The organism is Stackebrandtia nassauensis DSM 44728 (assembly GCF_000024545.1).
Classification (GTDB): Bacteria; Actinomycetota; Actinomycetes; order Mycobacteriales; family Micromonosporaceae; genus Stackebrandtia; species Stackebrandtia nassauensis.
In genome coordinates this window covers 6,457,559-6,476,516 of sequence record NC_013947.1, presented here as the reverse complement: position 1 = coordinate 6,476,516, position 18,958 = coordinate 6,457,559, and the positions used below count along the sequence as shown (strand labels likewise).

Annotated in this window: 17 protein-coding genes; 3 read left to right on the top strand and 14 right to left on the bottom strand. The window is 67.6% G+C overall.

The features are described from left to right. Positions 1 to 114: 114 nt before the first annotated feature. The 9 genes from SNAS_RS30260 to SNAS_RS30220 all read right to left on the bottom strand — a co-directional run bounded on the left by SNAS_RS30260 (position 115) and on the right by SNAS_RS30220 (position 9,205). The gene (locus SNAS_RS30260; protein WP_013021309.1) at positions 115 to 1,011 is read right to left on the bottom strand and encodes a hypothetical protein; all 897 of its coding nucleotides are present in this window, start codon (positions 1,009 to 1,011) and stop codon (positions 115 to 117) included. A gap of 89 nt (positions 1,012 to 1,100) precedes the next feature. After that, positions 1,101 to 1,301 (bottom strand): cold-shock protein, encoded by a 201-nt coding sequence (locus SNAS_RS30255; protein ID WP_013021308.1) that lies wholly within the window; start codon positions 1,299 to 1,301, stop codon positions 1,101 to 1,103. Positions 1,302 to 1,362: 61 nt separating this feature from the next. Then, positions 1,363 to 3,090 carry a phenylacetic acid degradation protein PaaN gene (gene paaN, locus SNAS_RS30250; RefSeq protein ID WP_013021307.1) on the bottom strand — a complete coding sequence of 576 codons (1,728 nt, stop codon included), beginning with the start codon at positions 3,088 to 3,090 and terminating at the stop codon, positions 1,363 to 1,365. 49 nt (positions 3,091 to 3,139) lie between these two features. Next, positions 3,140 to 4,153 carry a GNAT family N-acetyltransferase gene (locus tag SNAS_RS30245; RefSeq protein WP_013021306.1) on the bottom strand — a complete coding sequence of 338 codons (1,014 nt, stop codon included), beginning with the start codon at positions 4,151 to 4,153 and terminating at the stop codon, positions 3,140 to 3,142. A gap of 14 nt (positions 4,154 to 4,167) precedes the next feature. Then, positions 4,168 to 5,184, bottom strand: a complete 1,017-nt coding sequence (locus SNAS_RS30240) for a GNAT family N-acetyltransferase (protein WP_013021305.1) — start codon at positions 5,182 to 5,184, stop codon at positions 4,168 to 4,170. 12 nt (positions 5,185 to 5,196) lie between these two features. After that, positions 5,197 to 6,216, bottom strand: a complete 1,020-nt coding sequence (locus SNAS_RS30235; RefSeq protein WP_013021304.1) for a GNAT family N-acetyltransferase — start codon at positions 6,214 to 6,216, stop codon at positions 5,197 to 5,199. Between the two features lie 158 nt (positions 6,217 to 6,374). Beyond that, positions 6,375 to 7,388 (bottom strand): GNAT family N-acetyltransferase, encoded by a 1,014-nt coding sequence (locus SNAS_RS30230; RefSeq protein ID WP_013021303.1) that lies wholly within the window; start codon positions 7,386 to 7,388, stop codon positions 6,375 to 6,377. A gap of 36 nt (positions 7,389 to 7,424) precedes the next feature. Beyond that, complete coding sequence (locus SNAS_RS30225) at positions 7,425 to 8,450, bottom strand: GNAT family N-acetyltransferase (protein WP_013021302.1); 1,026 nt, start codon at positions 8,448 to 8,450, stop codon at positions 7,425 to 7,427. 56 nt (positions 8,451 to 8,506) lie between these two features. Then, a complete protein-coding gene (locus SNAS_RS30220) occupies positions 8,507 to 9,205 on the bottom strand; it encodes a DUF998 domain-containing protein (protein ID WP_013021301.1) in 699 nt (232 codons plus the stop codon). Positions 9,206 to 9,907: 702 nt separating this feature from the next. On the opposite strand from SNAS_RS30220, the gene SNAS_RS30215 reads away from it, so the two are divergent. Beyond that, a complete protein-coding gene (locus SNAS_RS30215) occupies positions 9,908 to 10,816 on the top strand; it encodes a serine hydrolase (RefSeq protein WP_013021300.1) in 909 nt (302 codons plus the stop codon). On the opposite strand, the gene SNAS_RS30210 is transcribed toward SNAS_RS30215, so the two are convergent. The 4 genes from SNAS_RS30210 to SNAS_RS30195 all read right to left on the bottom strand — a co-directional run bounded on the left by SNAS_RS30210 (position 10,813) and on the right by SNAS_RS30195 (position 15,550). Further along, positions 10,813 to 12,606: a YhgE/Pip family protein gene (locus tag SNAS_RS30210; RefSeq protein ID WP_013021299.1), complete on the bottom strand. Its 1,794-nt coding sequence runs from the start codon at positions 12,604 to 12,606 to the stop codon at positions 10,813 to 10,815. The two genes, SNAS_RS30215 and SNAS_RS30210, sit on opposite strands and share 4 nt — an antisense overlap. Before the next feature lie 40 nt (positions 12,607 to 12,646). Beyond that, complete coding sequence (locus SNAS_RS30205; protein ID WP_013021298.1) at positions 12,647 to 13,603, bottom strand: ATP-binding cassette domain-containing protein; 957 nt, start codon at positions 13,601 to 13,603, stop codon at positions 12,647 to 12,649. A gap of 283 nt (positions 13,604 to 13,886) precedes the next feature. Then, the gene (locus SNAS_RS30200; RefSeq protein WP_013021297.1) at positions 13,887 to 14,594 is read right to left on the bottom strand and encodes a FadR/GntR family transcriptional regulator; all 708 of its coding nucleotides are present in this window, start codon (positions 14,592 to 14,594) and stop codon (positions 13,887 to 13,889) included. A gap of 2 nt (positions 14,595 to 14,596) precedes the next feature. Beyond that, positions 14,597 to 15,550 carry a dihydrodipicolinate synthase family protein gene (locus SNAS_RS30195; protein ID WP_013021296.1) on the bottom strand — a complete coding sequence of 318 codons (954 nt, stop codon included), beginning with the start codon at positions 15,548 to 15,550 and terminating at the stop codon, positions 14,597 to 14,599. 73 nt (positions 15,551 to 15,623) lie between these two features. Here SNAS_RS30195 and SNAS_RS30190 point away from each other — a divergent pair, with 73 nt between their 5' ends. Together SNAS_RS30190 and SNAS_RS30185 are read left to right on the top strand one after the other, a co-directional pair. Continuing rightward, positions 15,624 to 17,072 (top strand): sialate:H+ symport family MFS transporter, encoded by a 1,449-nt coding sequence (locus SNAS_RS30190; protein WP_013021295.1) that lies wholly within the window; start codon positions 15,624 to 15,626, stop codon positions 17,070 to 17,072. Beyond that, positions 17,062 to 17,973 (top strand): dihydrodipicolinate synthase family protein, encoded by a 912-nt coding sequence (locus tag SNAS_RS30185; protein WP_013021294.1) that lies wholly within the window; start codon positions 17,062 to 17,064, stop codon positions 17,971 to 17,973. The genes SNAS_RS30190 and SNAS_RS30185 overlap by 11 nt, the downstream gene beginning before the upstream one ends. Positions 17,974 to 18,055: 82 nt before the next feature. Here the strand turns inward: SNAS_RS30185 and SNAS_RS30180 are convergent, their stop codons facing one another. Beyond that, positions 18,056 to 18,850, bottom strand: a complete 795-nt coding sequence (locus SNAS_RS30180) for a L,D-transpeptidase family protein (RefSeq protein ID WP_013021293.1) — start codon at positions 18,848 to 18,850, stop codon at positions 18,056 to 18,058. Between the last annotated feature and the right edge of the window lie 108 nt (positions 18,851 to 18,958).

The window sequence follows — 18,958 nt, the reverse complement described above, 5'->3', positions numbered from 1 at the left end:
CTCCTGGCGGGAGGCCCCACCACCCCGGCGGTTGGCACTCAGCGATTGCGAGTGCCAATGACAGGTATAGCACTCTCGGGCCGAGAGTGCCAAACCGGGTGGGGTCGGCACTGCTCAGGACGGCGACCGCTCCAGCAGCTCAACGGTGGTGGCGGAGCCGTCTTCGCGGGCCCGTGCCTCCGCGTAGGTGACGAGGAGACCGGAGATGAGGATCACGGCCGTCAGCACGGCGCTGGCGAGCGCGAACACCCCGTCGGCGAACAGGTCCAGCGGCGAGGACGGCGACATCCCGTCGCTGCCGAGTCCGAACCCGGCGATGAGGAGCTGGAGGACGTACAGGACCAGCCCGACCGACAGGACCCCGGCGAAGCTGAGCGCGATCCGGCCGAGCATCTTCCCGAAAGCGTTGTGCACCAACCGGAACGACCGGGCCATGGCCATCCCGCCCTCGAGGACCACCACCGGCGCGAACAGCGCGAACGCCACCGCCATGTACAGGCCGGGCAGCACGCACAGGCAGGCGCCGACCATGGCGCACAGCGAGACCAGCAGGTACCAGCCCCACATGGACAGGCCCTTGCGGGCGCCGTAGGCCATCGCCTCGCCGAAGCCGATGGGTTTGCCCGCGGCGTCGGTGACGGCCACCCGCAGCGCGGCGGCCCACCCGGCGGCGGTGAAGTACGACAGCGCCAGCGACACCGCGACCGCGATGCCCGACCAGCTCAGCGCCTCGGTGACGTGGGCCCACATGGTTTCGGTCTGCGCGGGCGTCAGCGTGGTCTGGTCGGCGGGCAGTGCCTTGTTGAGCCGGTCGGTGATGCGCAGCAGCTGACTCGACGTCCAGACCCCGGCGACGACCGGAATGATGCTCCACAGTAGGACGATGCCCATGATCCGGTAGCCGCTGCGTTTGAAGATCCCGTAGACGTTGAGGGTCCACTCGTTGAAATCCCTGGGCACCAACGGATCCGATGAGGGCGGGACGGTCGTGTCGCTGTGGGCCTCGCTCATCGCACCTGCTCCAGACGAAGAGAATGGGTACCTTGTGAACACACAAGGTACCCATCCTGGTTTTGCGCTGACTCGCGCCGTCCGACGTCTCAGACGATGCGCACGTTCTCCGCCTGCGGGCCTTTCTGGCCCTGGGCGATGTCGAACTCCACGCGCTGACCGTCTTCCAGCGAACGGTATCCGTCCGCCTGGATTGCCGAGAAGTGGACGAAGACGTCCTCGCCGCCGTCCACGGCCAGGAAGCCGTAACCCTTCTCGGCGTTGAACCACTTGACGGAGCCTTGTGCCATGTACTTCCTTCTCACTGTGCGTACTCCGGCCTCGCGGGCGCGCGGCCGACGGAAAAGGAGGCTACACCAGCACAACCAGCGGTGAAATCGTTCTTTCCCGTGTGCGGGATAACGAGTTGGCGCGCGGCGGCACGTGCCGCCGCGACTCGATCACCCGGAACCGTCCGGACACATAGGCGCCGTCGACGAGGCTGGCGTTGGCGGCCGGGTTGCCTCCCGAGGCGTGGAAGTCCGAGAACGCGGCGGTCTGGTTGACGAACACGCCGCCGTACAGGTTGCGCGACAGGTGGACCGCTACGTCGCGCGAGACCTGCTCGGTGGCGTCCAGCACCGCGTCGTCGGTGGAGTAGACACCCATGGTCAGCGCGCCCTGCTCGGTGACGACCTCGCGCACCAGGTTCAGGCTCTCGGCGGTGCCCGAGGTGGTGACGAAGAAGGCGATCGGGCCGAAGCACTCGGTGCCGTAGGACTTGCGGGCCTCGGCGGTCACCTTGAGCAGCAGCGGAGTCCGCACCCGGGCGTCCGGATAGGACGGATGCGTGATGGCGCGGGAGGCCAGCACGACCTCGCCGAGTCCGGCCGCGTCGCCCACCCGGTCGGCGACCCCGGCCGAGACGGCGCCGATCAGCTCGACGGCCTTGGCGTCGTCGCCGGTGAGCTTCTCCACCGCGCCGGCGATTCCCGCGATCACCTCGTCGGCGGACAGGTGGCCCTCGGGGGTGTCGATGCCGTCGGACGGCAGGAAGATCGCCTGCGTCGTCGTGCACATCTGTCCGCTGTAGAGGCACAGGGTGAAGGCCAGGTTGCGGCACAGCCCCTTGAAGTCCTCGGTCGAGTCGATGACGACGGTGTTGACCCCGGCCTTCTCGGTGTAGACGGCCGCGTGGCGGGCGTTGTCCTCCAGCCAGGTCCCGAAGGACGTGGAACCGGTGAAGTCCACAATGCGCACTCGCGGGTCGGTGGCGAGGCTCGCGGCGATCCGGTCGTCGGGCCGCTCGGCGGCCAGCGTCACCAGGTTCGGGTCGAACCCGGCCTCGGCCAGCACCTCGCGGGCGTGCCGCACGGTCAGCGCCAGCGGCAGCACCGCGTTCGGGTGCGGCTTGACGATCACCGGGTTGCCGGTGACCAGCGACGCGAACAGCCCCGGGTAGGAGTTCCAGGTCGGGAAGGTGGCGCAGGCGACGACGAGCGCGACGCCGCGCGGCACGACCGTAAAGGTCTTCTCCATCGCCAGCACCTGGCCCTTGCCGGCCGGTTTCTCCCAGTAGGAGGTGGCGGGGGTGCGGGTCTGCTCGAAGTAGCCGTAGGCGACGCCCTCCAGGCCCCGGTCCAGGGCGTGCGGGCCACCGGCCTGGAAGGCCATCACGAACGGCTGGCCGGTGGTGGCGTGCACCGCGTTGGCCATGGTGAACACGTCTTTGTGGATGCGCTCCAGGATCTCGATGCAGACCCCGGCGCGGGTGGCCGGATCGGCGTCGCGCCAGCTCGGCCAGGCGGCGGTCGCGGCGTCGATGAGCGCGCCCGGCTCGGTGCGCGGGTACTCGACCCCCAGGTCGATCCCGAAGGGGCTGTCCTCGGTCGCGACGTGGTCGCGGACGCCAGGCTGGTCGATGTCGAAACGCTGCCCCAGCAGCGCCGTGAAGGCCGCCTTGCCGTCATCGGCGGCGGTTTCGCCGTAGACGCGGGGACTCGGCGACTCGGGATAGATCGAGAAGTAGCCGCGGTCCGCGATCGCGGCCAGCGCGTTGTCGAGGGTGTCTCGGTGCTTGGCGAGCAGTGGATGCGTCATGTGTTACATGATGCCGGACGGGTTGTCGGCGGTGTGTAACACGGGGGTGTCAGATAGTTCGCTGGAAGTCGAGCTGCCGGTCGACCTCGACGAAGCCGAGCCGCTCGTTGATCGCCAGCATGTGGGTGTTGACCTCGGCCACGGACGTGAACAGCGTCCGCACCCCGGGGAACTCGCGCCGCAGCAGCCGGTGGCTTTCAATCTTGACCAGCGTCCCCAGCCGGTGCCCCCGGTGCTCGGGGTGGACCAGCGTCACCTGCTGGTGGGCGAACTCGGGCGACTCGTCGTCGACGGAGATGACGCTGTGCGCGACCAGCTCGCCGCTGGCCGGGTGCCGGGCGTAGGCGCTGACGTTCGTGCGGCCCCGCACCGCGTCCAGGGACTCGGCGGCGCGCTGCCGCTCCACGTCGATGTTCTTGTCCTCCAGCGCCAGATCGCCGAGCGGCACCTCGGACACGAACCGGTTGGCCAGCGCCGTCACGGCGGGAAGGTGCTCCTCGGGTGTCGGGCCGGACCAGCTGAGCAGTTCGTACTCCCACGCGTGCGGCAGGAACTCGTCGACCAGGTCCTCCTCGATCTTCTCCTTGATGTTCTCCAGATCGACGCTGAAGTCCCGCATCGAGTGGGCGAGGTCGAAACCCTTGGCACGCAGAAAATCCCGACCCGAGGTCGAGCGGTAGGGACCGCCGGGCAGCGGTTCGCTGGTGTGGGCGCCGATCGTGACGCGGCCGCACGAGCGCCCGCGCCGCAGCGCCAGCTCCAACAGCTCGGAGCCGACGCCGCGGCGGCGGTGTTCGGGACGGACGCAACCGTTGACGTACATGAAGTGCTTGTTGTCCAGCAACGGGAACAGCAACCGGACGTAACCGGCGAGCTGCTGGTTGACATGCGCCAGGTGGTACTCCTGCCGCATGTCGGACCGCAGGTTCGCGATGTCGACCTCGGCCGACTTGCGTTGCGCTGGAGGCGATCCGGGCTGATCGTGTTCGAAGACATCGGTGTACAGCTCCCAGAAGGCGTCCATCATCGGGGTGTCCTCGGGGAGCAGTCGGGTGATGTCCACTGTCGCCTCCTGCGTCAGATCTCTCGCTGGAAATCGAGGTGCCGGAACAGCTCGGTGAACCCGAGCCGTTCGTTGATCGCGACCATGTGCGAGTTGACCTCGGCATTGGCGGTTTCGATCCAGCGGACCCCCGGGTGGGTGCGGCGCAGCAGCCGGTGATTCTCGATTTTGACGATCATGCCCAAACGATGACCCCGGTGATCGGGATGCACCAGCGTGATCCACTGACCACCATACTGCGGGGCTTCGCTGTTCACCGAGATCACACTGTGAGCGACGAGTTCCTCACTGGCCACGTGCTTTACGTAGGTGCAGGCGAAGTCGAACCCGCGTCGCATCTCAATGGACTCCTTGCGCAGGTATCTGTCGGTGTCGTAGGTGACCTCCTCGATGTCCAGGTCACCGAAGGGCACATCGGACACCAGACGGCTGGCCAGCGCGGCGGCTCCGGCGGCGTGTTCGCTCGGCGTGGCACCGGTCCACTGCACCAGTTCGTATCCCTCGGCCTTCGGCCAGGACTCGTCGAGCAGTTCCCGCTCGACAGCGCCCTCGATCGAGCTCAGCTCGAGGATCCGGGAACGAACGGTGTTGCCGACCTTGAAACCGTGGTGGAGCAGGAAATCCCGGCCGTCGGTGGTACGGGCCAGCCCGCCCGGCAGCGGCTCGGCGGCTGCGGCGGACAGGACCGTGCGTCCGGCCTCGCGTCCGGCTCGGGTCGCCGCGTCCAGCAGCGCGGTGCCCACGCCCCGGCGCCGGAACCCGGGGTGTACCGAGATGTCGGTGGACAGGAGGTGTTCGTTGTCCCCCAGAAACATGCCGATGTGGACGCTACCGACGATTCGGCCGTCGATCCTGGCCACGCGCCACTCGTGCCGTTCCTCGGGATTGATCTCGTTGAGGTCGGCGAGGAAGATCGCCTTCGAGAACGGCCTCTGGAACTCCGGACAGTCGTGTTTCCTGGCGACCCTCCACATGTCCCACAGTTCGTCGACGGCCGCGGTGTCCTCGGGACGAAGTCTCGTTATATCCATTGGGGTCACTCCTCAGATCTCGCGCTGGAAGGCGATGTACCGGCAGAGCTCGGTGAACCCGAGCTGTTCGTTGATGGCCACCATGTGCTCGTTGGACTCGGCGTTGCCGGTCTTGATCCAGGTGACCTCGGGTTTGGTGCGGCGCAGCAGCCGATGGTTCTCGACCTTCACGATCATTCCCAGCCGGTGTCCCCTGTGGTCGGGGTGCACCAGCGTGATCCACTGGTTGCCGACGCTGGGGTGGTCGCTGCTCACGGCGATGACACTGTGGGCGACCAACTCCCCGGACTCGACGTGCCGCACGTAGGTGCAGGTGAAGTCCCAGCCACTCTGGAAGTCCACGGATTCTTTGCGCAGGTACCGTTCCGCGTCGAAGATGACCTCCTCGAAGTCCAGGTCACCCTGGGGCACGTCGGACATCAGGCGGCTGGCCAGCGCGGCGGCGCCGTCGACGTGCTCGGCCGGGGTGGCGCCGGTCCACTGCACCAGCTCGTAGCCCTCGGCCTTCGGCCAGGACTCGTCCAGCAGTTCCCGCTCGATCTCGCCCTCGCTGTCGCTCAGCCTCAGGGCGCGCAGCCGCATGGGCAGGCCGACCGCGAAACCGTGGTGCAGCAGGAAATCCCGCCCCGCGTGGTCACACAGTGGACCGTCCGGCAGCGTTTCGAGGGTGTTGGAGGTCTGAAGCGTCCGTCCCTGGTCCCGGCTCGACTGGGTGGCCTGCGTCAGCAGCGCCGTGCCGATGCCGCGCCGTCGGTATTCCGGGTGGACGGTGCCGTGGATGTGGGCGGCGTGTTTGTTGTCCCGCAACGGCACGCCGATCTGAACGAAGCCGACGATCCGGCCGTCGACCCGTGCCACCCGGAACTCGTTGTGCTCGTCGGGATGGATGTTGCCCAGCTGGGCCAGGAATATCGTCTTGGAGTACGTCCGCAGCTTTGGTGACGCGGTGTCCCGTTCCACGCCTAGTCGCCACATCTCCCACAGCTCGTCGATCGCGGCGGTGTCCTCGGGGTGAAGCTTGCTGATGTCCATGAAGTCTCCCGTGACTGGGGTGCAAGAATGACGCCATCATGACATCATCTTGCGTCGAGTGCAAACGAAAACCCGCCGACCAGCCACGGAAGATCACGATTCCAGTGTTCAGTCGGCGGGAACTACCCGAGAATGGATAGGTCTTAGAGCGACGTCACTCAGACGTCTGCCTGGTACTCGTACAGGGCGTCGACGGCCTTGAAGCCGAGCGCCTCGTTGATGGCGATCATGTGCGCGTTGGAGTCGGCGTTGTCGGTGCAGATGCGCGTCACCTTCGGCCGCACCACCCGCAGCTGCCGCAGGTTCTCCACCTTCACGCGCATGCCCAGCCGGTGGCCCCGGTGCGCCGGGTCCACAAGGGTGATCCACTGGTGCCCGACGTCGCCGGGCTCGGTGGGCACCCCGATGACGGACGTGGCCGCCAGCTCGGTGCTGCCCTTGCGGCGGGCCACGACGCCCATCACCTCGATGCCGCGCGCGATGGAACGCTCCCCGGACTTGCGCATCCGGTCGGCGTCCAGCTTCTCCTCCTCCAGTGCCAGATCGCCCAGCGGCGCCTGGCTCAGGAAGATGCTGTTCAGCTGTGCCAGCGGCGGCAGCAGCTCCTCCGGAACCCGGTGGTGCCACGCGATCGTCTCGTACTCGGCCGACTTGGCCAGCGACTCGTCGAGCAGCCGCTGCTCCTCGGCCGGGTCGAGCGCCGTGATGTCGGCGTGCCGGTTCACCGAGGTCAGCGCGACCTTGAAACCGCACGACTCCAGCAGGGCGCGCCCGCCCTCGAAACGCTTCGGCCCGTTCTCCCAGACGCCGACCACATCGATGTTGATGTTCTTGCGTCCGGCGTCGCGGGTCACCGTCTTGACATGCTCCACGAGGGAGCGTCCGAGGCCCTGTCGCCGATGCTCAGGATGGACGAACACGTCGGCGTAGGCGAAGTGCAGGTTGTCCTTGATCGGGAAGTGCAGCGCCGCGTAACCGACGACGCGATCGTCGGCGCGCACCCCGAAGAAACGGATCTCCTCGTCGTCGGAGGGCTGCGCGACGCTGACCCGGAAGTGCACCCGGCACGGCGCCGGATTGTCCGGCTCGTCGGCCTGGTGAGCCGCGAGTCTGACGTCGAGCAACTGCTCTACGGCGGCAGCGTCGTTGACGTCGATAAGTTCAATGCCCATGTGGACAGTCTCCCAGTTCTATGGGGACCTCGCAAACTATTTGAGGTCCTTCTCGAGGGCCAGCCAGCGCTCTCTGGCGCGATAGCCGACGGCCTCGTTGATGTTGATCATGAAGTCGTTCGCCTCGGCGTTCCAGGTCGTCACGTACCGCATCCGCGGCCGGTAACGCAGGACATGCCGATGGTTCTCGATCTTGAGGATGGTGCCGAGCCGGTGACCCCGGTGGTCAGGGTCCACAATGGTGATGCCCTGCCAGCAGTTGTCCTCGTCTCCCGGGTCCACCACGATGTCGGTCCAGCCCGCCACCGTGCCGCTTTCCTTGTGTCGCAACGCCGTGGCGATGCGCAGGATGCCCGCCGTCCTGCCGTCCGACTCCCGCTCCCGGATCCGGGCCACATCGGTCTTGGGGGCCTCGAAGTTGAGGTCGCCCATCGGAGAGTCCGTCACCAACCGGCTGTCCAGGTATGCCAGCGCCTCGACGACGTCGTCGGGCGAGTCGTTGATCCACTGGATCAACTCGTAGCCCTCGGCCTTCGTCCAGGACTTCGCCAGCAACTCGTCCAAGGCGGCGTCGTCGACCTCGGTCAGGTCGGCGGCGCGCCGGATCTCCTGTGACTTCTTCTCAAAACCCTGCTTGGCCGCGAAGTGCTGCCCGTTGTGCGGCAGCTGCGGCCTGCCATCAATCGTGTCGGGAATGTAGACGAGCAAGGTGGTGCGGTCGTCAGCCCGCGCGTAGCGCTCGATCTCGGCGAGCAACGCCGAGCCGATACCACGCCGCCGGTGATCCGGTCGCACCTCCAGTTCGAACTCGATGAGGTGCCTGTTCTCCAGCAACGGGATGTGCAGACTCGCGTAGCCCACAACCGTGCCGTCCACCTTGGCGATCAAGCGATGCTTGCGGTGGGACTTGGACCGCCGGGTCATGCGGACGATGAACTCCGCACGGCTCAACGCGGGAAAGTCGGGAACATCCTCACGGATCGACAGTTCGGCGGTTTCCATCGCCCCGTCGACGTCGTCGGGCTCGAGCGGATCGAGCACTGTGATCTCAATATCTGTCATACCGGCAGTTTGCCCGCAGACGTCGATCTTGGGCTACCGATTTATCGCGAAGCGTGTCAGCGACGCCCACAGTTCCGCACGTGAACCGCCAGCGCGGTCAGCCAGGCCAGGCCGACGGCCACGGTCGCGCGCTGCAACAGCCCGGCGATGTCGACCAGATCGCCCTGCGCGAATCCGGCGGAGGACAGGACGATTCCGACGGCGACCAGGAGTCCACTGAGGCCGGAGTACCCGGCCCACCCGAACTGTCGCCAGGTCGCGAAGCGGAAGGCGAACACCAGGCACGCGGCGGTCATCGCCAGGAAACCGGCGGCCGAGAACGGGACGTCGTGAAGCTGGCCGTGCCAGGTGTGAATCCCGGTGGCGGGAGTACCGGCGGGGTACCCGCTGATGGGGTCGCCCACGAACACCCCGGCCCCGAGGAGCCCCACCGCCCAGACGCCGATCAACAGCGGCCCGGCGAACGTCCGCCTGCCGGACGCCTTCAGCCCGGCCCGCAGCCGCACGGCGAAGACCAGCGTGAGCAGCCCCGCGACGATGAAGTTGGCGATCTGAACCCACCCGCCCGGCCCGATCGACAGCGAACTGACCGGATGCCGGGCCGGATCGTAGTCCTCCCTGGTGAACCCGGCGACGATCGCCACCGCGAGGAACAGCGGTCCGGCGACGATCCCGGTCCACAACCGACGGGTGCGGCGGGGACGCTGAGCGGGTGGCGGGGCGGCGACAGCGGTGGGGGGCGTGGTGACGGACATCGTCGTTCTCCCTTGCGGAGCAGTGGTTTCACACGAGTCCTGTCAACCTACATTGACAACCTCACTTCCGTCAACTCAAGTTGACATCGCAGGCCAATGCCGACGAATGCGCTGAAAGAGCTGATGGATTCCTGATGCGGCGACAAGAAAGTCGTCGATTGCCCCGAAGATTGGTCGGGAGGTCGCCACTCCCAACACCCTGATTGGGTGCTGATCGAAAGCGACGGCCGGGGCACGGAGTCAACCGACCGGTGCTTCGAAGGTGCGACGACCTCCCGCGTAAGAATTTTGCCTGCGGTTTCCCTTGGGCGTCAATGCTTTCCGCCTGCGAATTTTCTGTCAGATACCCGACAGAAACCTGGAAAAATGTAACCCTGCGTGATAATGCTGAGCGCCCGATTTAGACACTCCACTGAGGTTCACATGCGACGAATTGCCCCGAAATTCTCATCGCTATTCACGGATTGCCGCGAGTCTACCTGCGTCAACAAGATTTCTACAGTGTTGTCTCAATTATCGGTAAATTGACAATCATTACTGTTACTCCGAAGTACCCATGATCACTGTGTGTGACGGTTGGGTGATGGGTACTCAACCGGTCGTGTCGGACGTTCAGGCGAAACGGTTGAACTTTCCGGTCTGTCCGCGCGTGAATGGCCCACCACCGACTGTCGATGAACTCACACGCCCGCGGTCGATCACTTGGCGAACCCGGTATCTGCCCGTATCGTCGCGGGTGATCGAACCCCCACACACCCGTCGAGGTGCGACATTTCCCCTCGTAACCGACATTTCCGCCCCTATGTCGCGGCAGCCCTGGCAAGCCTCGCCGCCGCGACCCTCGCCCTGTCCGCGTGCCAGGCGGGATCGGCCGCCAAAGCCAACGACAGCACCGGCGACGACACCCCCTCCACCACGGAACAGCGGACGACCCTGACCGACACCCTCGACGCGTACGTCCGGCAGCACCCCGGCCTCATCGCCTCGGTGTCCCTGCGCCACGGCGACACCACCCTCGACTACGGCGCCGACACCCGCTACGAGACCGCCAGCGTCGTCAAGGTCGAGATCCTGGTCCGCTGGCTCGCCACCCGCCAGGACGAAACCCTGCCGCCCAAGGAACTCGCGCTCGCCGAACGCATGATCACCGAAAGCGACAACGAGGCCACCAGCGAACTGTGCGAACTGCTGGCGGCCGAGTCCGAACCGGTCGACATCCCCGGCGGCACCGGCGTCTGCGTCGACGCGCCCGGCTGGGGGACCGACGAGACCACCGCCGCCGACCAGACCCGGATCCTCACCACCGCCTTCGAAGCCGAGCTGCTGACCCCCGAAAGTCACCGGGTCGTCGAGGACCTCATGAGCGACGTCGAACCCGCCCAGGCCTGGGGCGTCACCGCCGCCGCCAACGACGGCGAGACCACCTGGCTCAAGAACGGCTGGGACGTCCGCGACAACGGCTGGCTGGCCCACAGCGAGGGCGTCATCGACTCGCACGACGGCGAACCGGTCTACCTCACCGTCCTGACCAACGGCAACGACACCGAAGCCGAGGGCATCGCCCACGTCGAGGACCTCGCCGACATCGCCCGGGATTCCCTGACGCCCTAGATGGTCAGCGACGGGTGCAGCGTCGAGATACTCCAGCGGCGCTGCCACATCGTGACCAGTGTCGACAGTGCGACGGTGCCGACGCCGAAGGCGGCCAGCACCCACACGTCGCGCCACAGATGGTCGACGTTGCCGCCCGAGATGGTCACCCGCAGACCGTCCACCAGGTAGCTCATCGGCAGACACGGGTGCAGCACCTGGAAGAACCCCGGCGTCGTCTGAAGTGGATAGAGGCCGCCCGAAGAGGTCAGCTGCACCATGAGCAGCACCAGGACCAGGACGCCACCAGCCGCCCCGAACGCCAGTCGCAGCAGGTGCGCCATCGCCGAGAACACCGCGATGGCCAGCACACACAGGCCGATCGTGCCGCCGATGTTGATCGGATCGAGGCCCAGGCCGACGTCGGCGACGACGTACAGGGCCAGTGAACCGAGGATCCCCAACAGCAGCGCCGGGAACCAGCCCGCCAGCGCGGTGCTGAACGCGCCCACCGAACCCGCCAGGGCGCGGGGGTTCACGGTGCGCAGCACCAGGAACGCGACCAGGCCGAACACCCACAGCGCGATGCCGAAGAAGAACGGGGCCAGACCGCGGCCGTAGGTCTTGGCCGGGTTGGCGTTCTCCTCCTTGATGCTCACCGGGGAGCCCAGGACGTCGGCGGCCTTGGCGTTCTGTTCCGGGTCGGCGGACGGGATCTTGTCGGAGGCGAGCGAAAGCTGGTCCGACAGTTCACCGGCGCCCTTGGACAGTTTCGCGGTGCCCTCGGCCAGGTCGTTGGCGCCCTTCTGGGCCTGCGCGATGCCGTCGGCGACCTCGTCGGCGCCGTCGGCGAGGTCCTGCATCTGCTGGGCGTCCTGGGAGATCTTGTCGCCGGACAGGTTCTGGACGACGTCGTTGAGCGAGTCGACTTTGGACTGGTCCTGTTTGGCCTTCTGGACGGCCTGGGTCACCGCGTCGCACACCGGGCCGCCGTCCTGGCAGATCTCGGCCAGTTCCGCCTCGTCCACACCGGCCAGGTCGTCGGTGATGTCGGTGCCGATCTGGGCGCCGGTCTTGATGGTGTCGAGGGAACCGATCAGCGTGTCCTTGTTGCCCTGCACGGCGTCGTTGACGGTGCCGACGCCGTCGGCGACCTGTTCGGAGCCGGTTTCGAGTTTGCCGAGACCCGTGGCCAGCTCCTGGGCGCCCTCGTCGGCGGTGTAGGCGCCGTCGGCGATCTTGTCGGCCCCGTCGGCGGCCTTCTTGATGCCCTCGTCGAGTTCGGTGAGGTTGCCGAACATGGTCTTGGCGAAGGTGACGTAGACGGCGGTGTTGATCTGGTTCTGGAGTTCGGCCTCGACGGTCTTGGCCATGATGCCGACGATGTAACCGTTGGCGTCGTCGAGTTCCACGAGCACGTGCGCCCGCTCCGGATCCAGCCCGGACAGTGTGGACAGGTTCTTGGAGAAGTCCTCCGGGACGGCGATGGTGAAGTAGTAGTCGCCCTCGCTCATGCCGCGCTCGGCCTCGTCGGCGGAGACGAAGTTCCAGTCCAAGTACGGGGTTTCCTTGAGCTGCTTGACGAGTTCGTTCCCGGCGTGCAGCTTCTTGCCGTCCATCTCGGCGCCCTCGTCCTCGTTGACGACGGCGACGGGCACCCTGTCGAGGCTGCCGTAGGGATCCCAGGCGGACCACAGGTACAGACCGGCGTACAGCAGCGGCATCAGGACGACGACGGCCAGTGCGGCGTAGCGGATCGGGTGTCCGCGGAACCGGCGAAGCTCCAAAAAGGCCAGACGAATGGCGGTCATCGCGGCGTCTCCCTGTCGATTGCGGTGGGACGGACGGTGGTCATCGCGGCGCCCCGTGCGCCGAGGCCAGCGGTCGGGGGTGGACAACGCGGTCGGAGCCGGATCCGGCCCGCACGGCGGTGGCCAGGACCAGCCGACGGTCGTCGGCGATGACGCGGGTGGCGGCCCACAGCCGGGCGGTGGCGGCGTCGTCCACTCCGGAGTCGAGGTCGTCCACGGCGATGACACCAGGGTCGGTGGCCCAGGCGGAGGCCAGGGCCAGCAGCATCTGGTCGTCGCGCGGCAGCTGACCGAAGGCGGCGCCGGTGTCGAGCTCGAGGCCCAGGTCGTCGCAGCGGCGGCGCACCTCGGCCTCGGAGACGTCACCGACGAGCGCCGACTCGGTGAGCACGGCGGCGACGGTGTGGTTCTCCTCGAACACCACGGCGGGGGGAGCGCAGGCGACGGCGACCAGCTGCCGAATCCGCCCGGGACGGCCGTCCCCGGCGACGGTCAGCGTCCCGGCCTGGTACTTGAACCGGCCCGACAGCGCCAGCAACAGCGCGGTGCGGCCGGTTCCGGCGTTGCCGACGATCGTGACGACCTCGCCGAGCTCGGCGGTCAACGACACCGACGTGAAGACGGGGCCCTCCGGCCCGGTGGCCGACAACCCCTGTGCGACAAGGTAACCGCTCGACGGCTCGGCCTCGCCGGGGATCGGCGCGTGCCCGGTGGCCTCGCCCAAGCCGGGCACGATCGCGGTCTCGGCCGCGGCGGGGGAGCGGACGGGGGCCAGCGGGACGATCATCGTCCTGTCTGGCTCTGGCTCTGGCTCTGGCTCTGGCTCTGGCTCCACGCCGCCCGCCTCGGCGGGTTCGTCCCCGGCCACGGGCCGCGCGGCCCCGCCGGTCTCCCGCAACGGCCACTCGGGTGGCTCCTCGTCGGACGGTGCCGGGCCGGTTTCGTCCGGATCGGACTGTCGCCGTGCCCTGCCCGCGTCGTCACCAGCGCTGTCCATAACGTCCCCCTCGTCACGGCTATCGTCACAGTACGTGACCCGGCGGGCCGGTACCGTGCGAAAGCGGCGGCGAGTCGTCCGGGACGGACCCAGGGCCTGTGTGGGAGTTCCATTACTGCTGCGCGCCCACCAGGCGGCGCCTGGCGGCGTTGTCGGCACGGCGACATCCAACACCGGGATGCCGCCGCACCTCCGCCTTGCCAGAGAAACTCGAACGATGCCGCTTCGCAGGGCATCGCCACCTGGAGGCCGCTCGCGACGGAAGCGAACCCCCACACAGGCCCTAGCCGGACACGCGGGCGCGGATTCCCCGGAAGTGGTCGTCGATCGCCGCGATCAGGCCGGGTTCGTCGCGGCGGATCAGGGCGTCGAGGATGGCCCGGTGCCAGCTCGCGTTGACCGCCGGGGTGTACTCGTCGCTGGGCAGCTGCGCGTCCAGCGAGCGGAACACCCGCCAGAACACCTGGAGCAGGTCGAGCACGAGCTTGTTGCCGAGCGGCTTGTAGATCGTCTCGTGGAACCGCCAGTCCGCGTCGGGCTCGTAGCGGTCGTTCGCGGCGGCGGCCTCCATCGTCTCGACGGCCTCGGTGAGCCCGGCGACGTCGATGTCGTCGTAGGCGGCCAGCACCCGCGGCGCCAGGCCGGTCTCCAGCACCTGCCGCACCTCCAGCAGATCGCGGATCGCCCCCAGGTCGCCGCGCGCCGACAGGGCACTGTGGAATGTCAGTCCCGCCTCAAACCCCGACAGCGATACCGAGCCCACGTAGGTGCCGTGCCCGTGCCGGATGTCCACGATCCCCAGCGCTTCCAGCGCCTTCATGGCCTCGCGCAGCGGGTGCCTGCTGACCGCGAGCTCCTCGATGAGCTCGCGCTCGGGCGGCATCGGGGAGCCCGCCGTCAGGCCGCGTTCGACGATCAGCCGCTTGATCGATTCCTGCAGGGCCCGCTGGTTGGCGCGTGCGCCGGTCAAAGTGGAGTCCACGGTTCCCAATATTAGGCTCCGCTCGCGATCGTCGCGCCGCTGAACAGTTCCGGCACCGCGCGGTGGGCCGCGTCCCGCAGGCCCGGGACCAGTTCGGCCGGTACCGAGGCGTACGGCCACCGCACCCGGGTGCCGATCGGCGCCCAGTCGCCGATCGCGGCCAGCGTCTTGTCCAGCGCCGGGTCGCTGTAACCCCGGGCGCCCAGCGGCGCGATGTGCTCGTCGAAGAAGGTCAGCAGTCGCTTCTGGGTGTCCAGCGCCGACTGCGGGTCGGCGAGCATCCGCTGGTACCAGCGCACCGCCCCGGCCGGGCTCAGGCAGGCCACATTGGAGTATGAACCGGACGCTCCCAGCGGCAGCTTCGCGGCCAGCGTGTGGCCCGCGACGAAGATCGCCAGCCGCCGCGCCGCGCCGTCGCGCATCCGGGCGAACCACGCCGCGTCGCCGCCGGGCACCTTGACGCCGATCAGCGTCGGCACCGCCTCGGCCAGCCGGCCGAACAGCTCCGGGTCGAGCCGGGTCTTGGCGCACGGCGGGTTGTACAGCACCAGCGGCACCCCGTCGGCCGCGTCCGCCATCCGCGCCACCGCCGCGATCACCTCGTCGGGCCGCAACGGCAGCCAGTCGGGCAGGATCACCTGGATCGCGCCCGGCCGAAACGTCGTGGCCCTGCGGATCCGCGCCAGCGACAGCTGCCCGCTGGGATGGCTGGCGCCCAACTGGAACGGCATGCCCGCGTCCCGGCACCGGGCGGCGAACAGTTCGTGCAGCCGGTCGTACTCCATCTCGGTGAGCGTGTGGAACTCCCCGGCGCTGCCGTTGGTGTAGAGCCCGTGGACGCCGGAGTCCAGCAGCACGTCGAGGGCGGATTCCAGCCGCTCGAAGTCGATGGTCTCGGTATCGGTCACCGGCAGCAGCGCGGTGGCCCAGACTCCGTACAGGTCCGATGCTGTGAACGCTTGCATTGTGCTCCGATCGGGGTTACGTTACCTCAAGACATAGGACATCCTATGTCTAACGTTCCTGGAGGTCCACGCCATGGCATCGCCCACCGGCATAGCGGGATCGTTCCGGCAGCTGTCCGCTCCGCAGCGCAAGGCGTTCTTCGCCGCCTGGCTCGGCTACCTGCTCGACGGTTTCGACTTCATCCTGATCACCCTGGTGCTCACCGAGATCGCCGACGAGTTCGACCTCGGCCTCACCGCCGCCGCCACCCTGGTCTCGGCCGCGTTCGTGTCCCGCTGGCTCGGCGGCCTGCTGCTGGGCTCGATCGGCGACCGCTTCGGACGCAAACCCGCGATGATCATCTCGATCCTCGCCTTCTCGGTCGGCAGCCTGCTGTGCGGTCTGGCCTGGGGCTACTGGTCGCTGTTCGTCTTCCGCGCCATCGTCGGACTGGGCATGGCCGGGGAGTACGGTTCCAGCGCCACCTACGTCATGGAGTCCTGGCCCAAGTCGATGCGCAACCGCGCCACCGGTTTCCTGCTGTCGGCCTACCCGATCGGCACCGTCGTGGCCGCCCTCGCCTACCAGGTCATCGTCCCGCTCGGCGGCTGGCGCTGGCTGTTCTTCGCCGGCCTGCTGCCCATCGCGCTGACCCTGTACCTGCGGCGCGCGCTGCCCGAGGCCGCCGAATGGCAGGCCGAGGTCGGCGACCGCGCCGACAAGGACGTCGCCACCTCCTCGGTGCTGTTCACACCCCGCCGACGACTGCCCAACGCGCTGCTCGCCACGGTGCTGGCCGCCGCGCTGGTCCTGCTGTTCAGCGAGAACACCGGCGGCTTCGGCTGGCTACTGATCGCGGTGACGGTGGCCGGGTTCGTCGCCTTCACCGTCCAGGTCGCCGGACGACTGTGGCCGGTGATGCTGGCGATCATGGTGACGGTGTTCTCGGCCTTCCTGTACTCCTGGCCGATCCAGTCGCTGCTGCCCACCTACCTGAAGACGGAACTGCACTACACCGCCGGACAGGTGTCCACCGCCCTGACCTGGGCCGGACTCGGCTACGCCGCGGGTTGCTGCCTCGCGGGCGTGGTCGCCGACAGACTCGGCACCCGCGTCACCTACGTCGGCGGCCTGTTCATCTCACTGCTGTTCGTGGTCCCGGTGTTCATCCTCCCCGCCGGGAACATCGTCCTACTGTGGATACTGCTGTTCGTCATGCAGGCCACCAGCCAGGGCATCTCCGGACTGCTGCCCAAGTACATCGGCGACCACTTCCCGACGAGGCTGCGCGCGGCCGGACTGGGCTTCAGCTACAACGTCGGCGCGCTCGGCGGCGCGCTGGCCCCGCTCGCCGGAGCCGCGATCGCCGCCGAGATGGACAGCCTCGGCCACGCCCTGATGATCCTGGCCGGTTCCCTCACCGTCCTGGTCGCGCTCATCATCGGCTTCGACATCCCCGCCCGCATCGGCCGGGCACTCAAAACCGACTCCGAGGCACCCGCCTTCGCCAAACCAGAAGGGACACTCACCAGTGGACTTTGATCTCCAGGGCGTGATTCCGCCGCTGGCCACCCCGCTCGACGCCGACGGCGAGATCGACCGCGCCTCACTGGAAAGCCTGATCGCCTTCCAACTGGACGCCGGGGTCGACGGGGTGTTCCTCGGCGGCTCGACCGGCGAGGTCGCCCTGCTGGACGCCCGACGGCAACGCGAGGTCCTCGACATCGCCCGCGACGCCGTCGACGGCGCGGTCCCACTGCTGGCCGGAGCCATCGACACCGGCACCGCGCGGGTCATCGACCTGGCCCGCCAAGCCGTCATCGCCGGAGCCGACGCCGTCGTAGTGACCACGCCGTTCTACGTCAAACCCAACGACACCGAGATCGCCGAGCACTTCCGCCGCGTCGCCGCCGCCGTCGACATCCCGGTCATCGCCTACGACATCGTCAGCAACGCCCAGTCCCGCATCACCCCCGACGTGGTCTGCGAACTGGCCGAATCCAACACCATCGCGGCCCTGAAGGACTCCAGCGGCGACCTGGTGACCTTCCGCGAGATCACCCGACGACTCCCGGACTTCCCGGCGCTGACCGGCTCGGAACTGCTGGCCGACGTCTCCCTTGACCTGGGCGCCAAGGGTTTGGTGCCCGGCCTGGGCAACATCGACCCGCACGGTTACGTCCGCCTCTACCGCGCCGCCCGCGCGGGCGACCGCCAAGTCGCCCGCGCCGAACAGGAACGACTGCTCGACCTGTTCCGGATCATCTCGGTCGCCGACCGCTCCCGCGTCGGCTTCACCGCCGGTGCCCTCGGCGGCTTCAAGGCCGCGCTGGCACTGCGAAACATCATCAAGAACCCCGCCACCAACCCGCCGCTGTCCCCGCTGACCGACGCCGAGACCACCCGCATCGCCGAGATCCTGGCCGAGGCCGGACTGCTGTGACCTCGACCGATCCGCGAACACAACGAACCCCCGACAGCCGCAGGGGCCTCGGGGGTCTGTTGTGCCGTATCGGTGGTGCGAATCAGGTTCCAGGACGCTTGCCGAACACCTTGATGTAATCGTTGTAGCTCAGCAGGTCGTACGCCTTCTTGGCGTCGGACGGCAGCAGGTTCGCGCAGCCGTGCGAGCCGATCGAGGCGTCGTGGATGTAGGTGGTGGTCTCGTGCAGACCCTCACCGTCGTGGAAGTGCTGCCAGTAGTACAGCCACACCTTGTAGGGCTTGGACCAGTGCTTGTACTCACGGACGTTGATCTTGTGAGTGCCCGGGGTGGTGGCGTAGCCCTTCATCCCGGTGCGCACCACGGTCGGCCCGAGGATTCGCTTGCCACTCTTGTTGAGTATCCACAGGGTTTGGTGGGTCAGGTCGATGCAGACGGTCTCACGCTTCGTCGAGTGCTTGCACTTGCTGAGACTCGAGTCCGCGATCCGCTTGGCGACGCCGTAGGTCACCGGACCGGCGTAGCCCGCGACGGGCTTGATACCCATCCGCTTCTGGAACTTCTTGATGGCGGCGCAGTCCTCAACGGACTGTTTGCCGTCGACATAGACGGTTCCGTAACCGCCCAGCGAAGCCAGCAGGGTCTCCACCTGCTTCTGCTTCGGGCCGGTCTCACCGCAATTATGGTTCGGGTTGGGTTTGGCGCGTTCGTTCATCGCCTGTTCGAAGGACGGCGGCGAAACCGTCGCCTTCTCGGTCGTGGTGACCTGCTCGGTTTCCGTGCCCTTGTCAGGCGAGGACGCGTAGGCCCCGCTCGTCATAGCGGTCAACGCCACCGATACCGCGACAATGGTGACAAATGCGCGGCGTATGCGCATAGAACCTCCCCTTTCAAGGTCGGTATTCATTTATGTGTAATTGTGCCTTATTCACTTCAACAACACCCGCCCCAGGGCTGGCGCAGACGGACACCCCCACCGACGTAC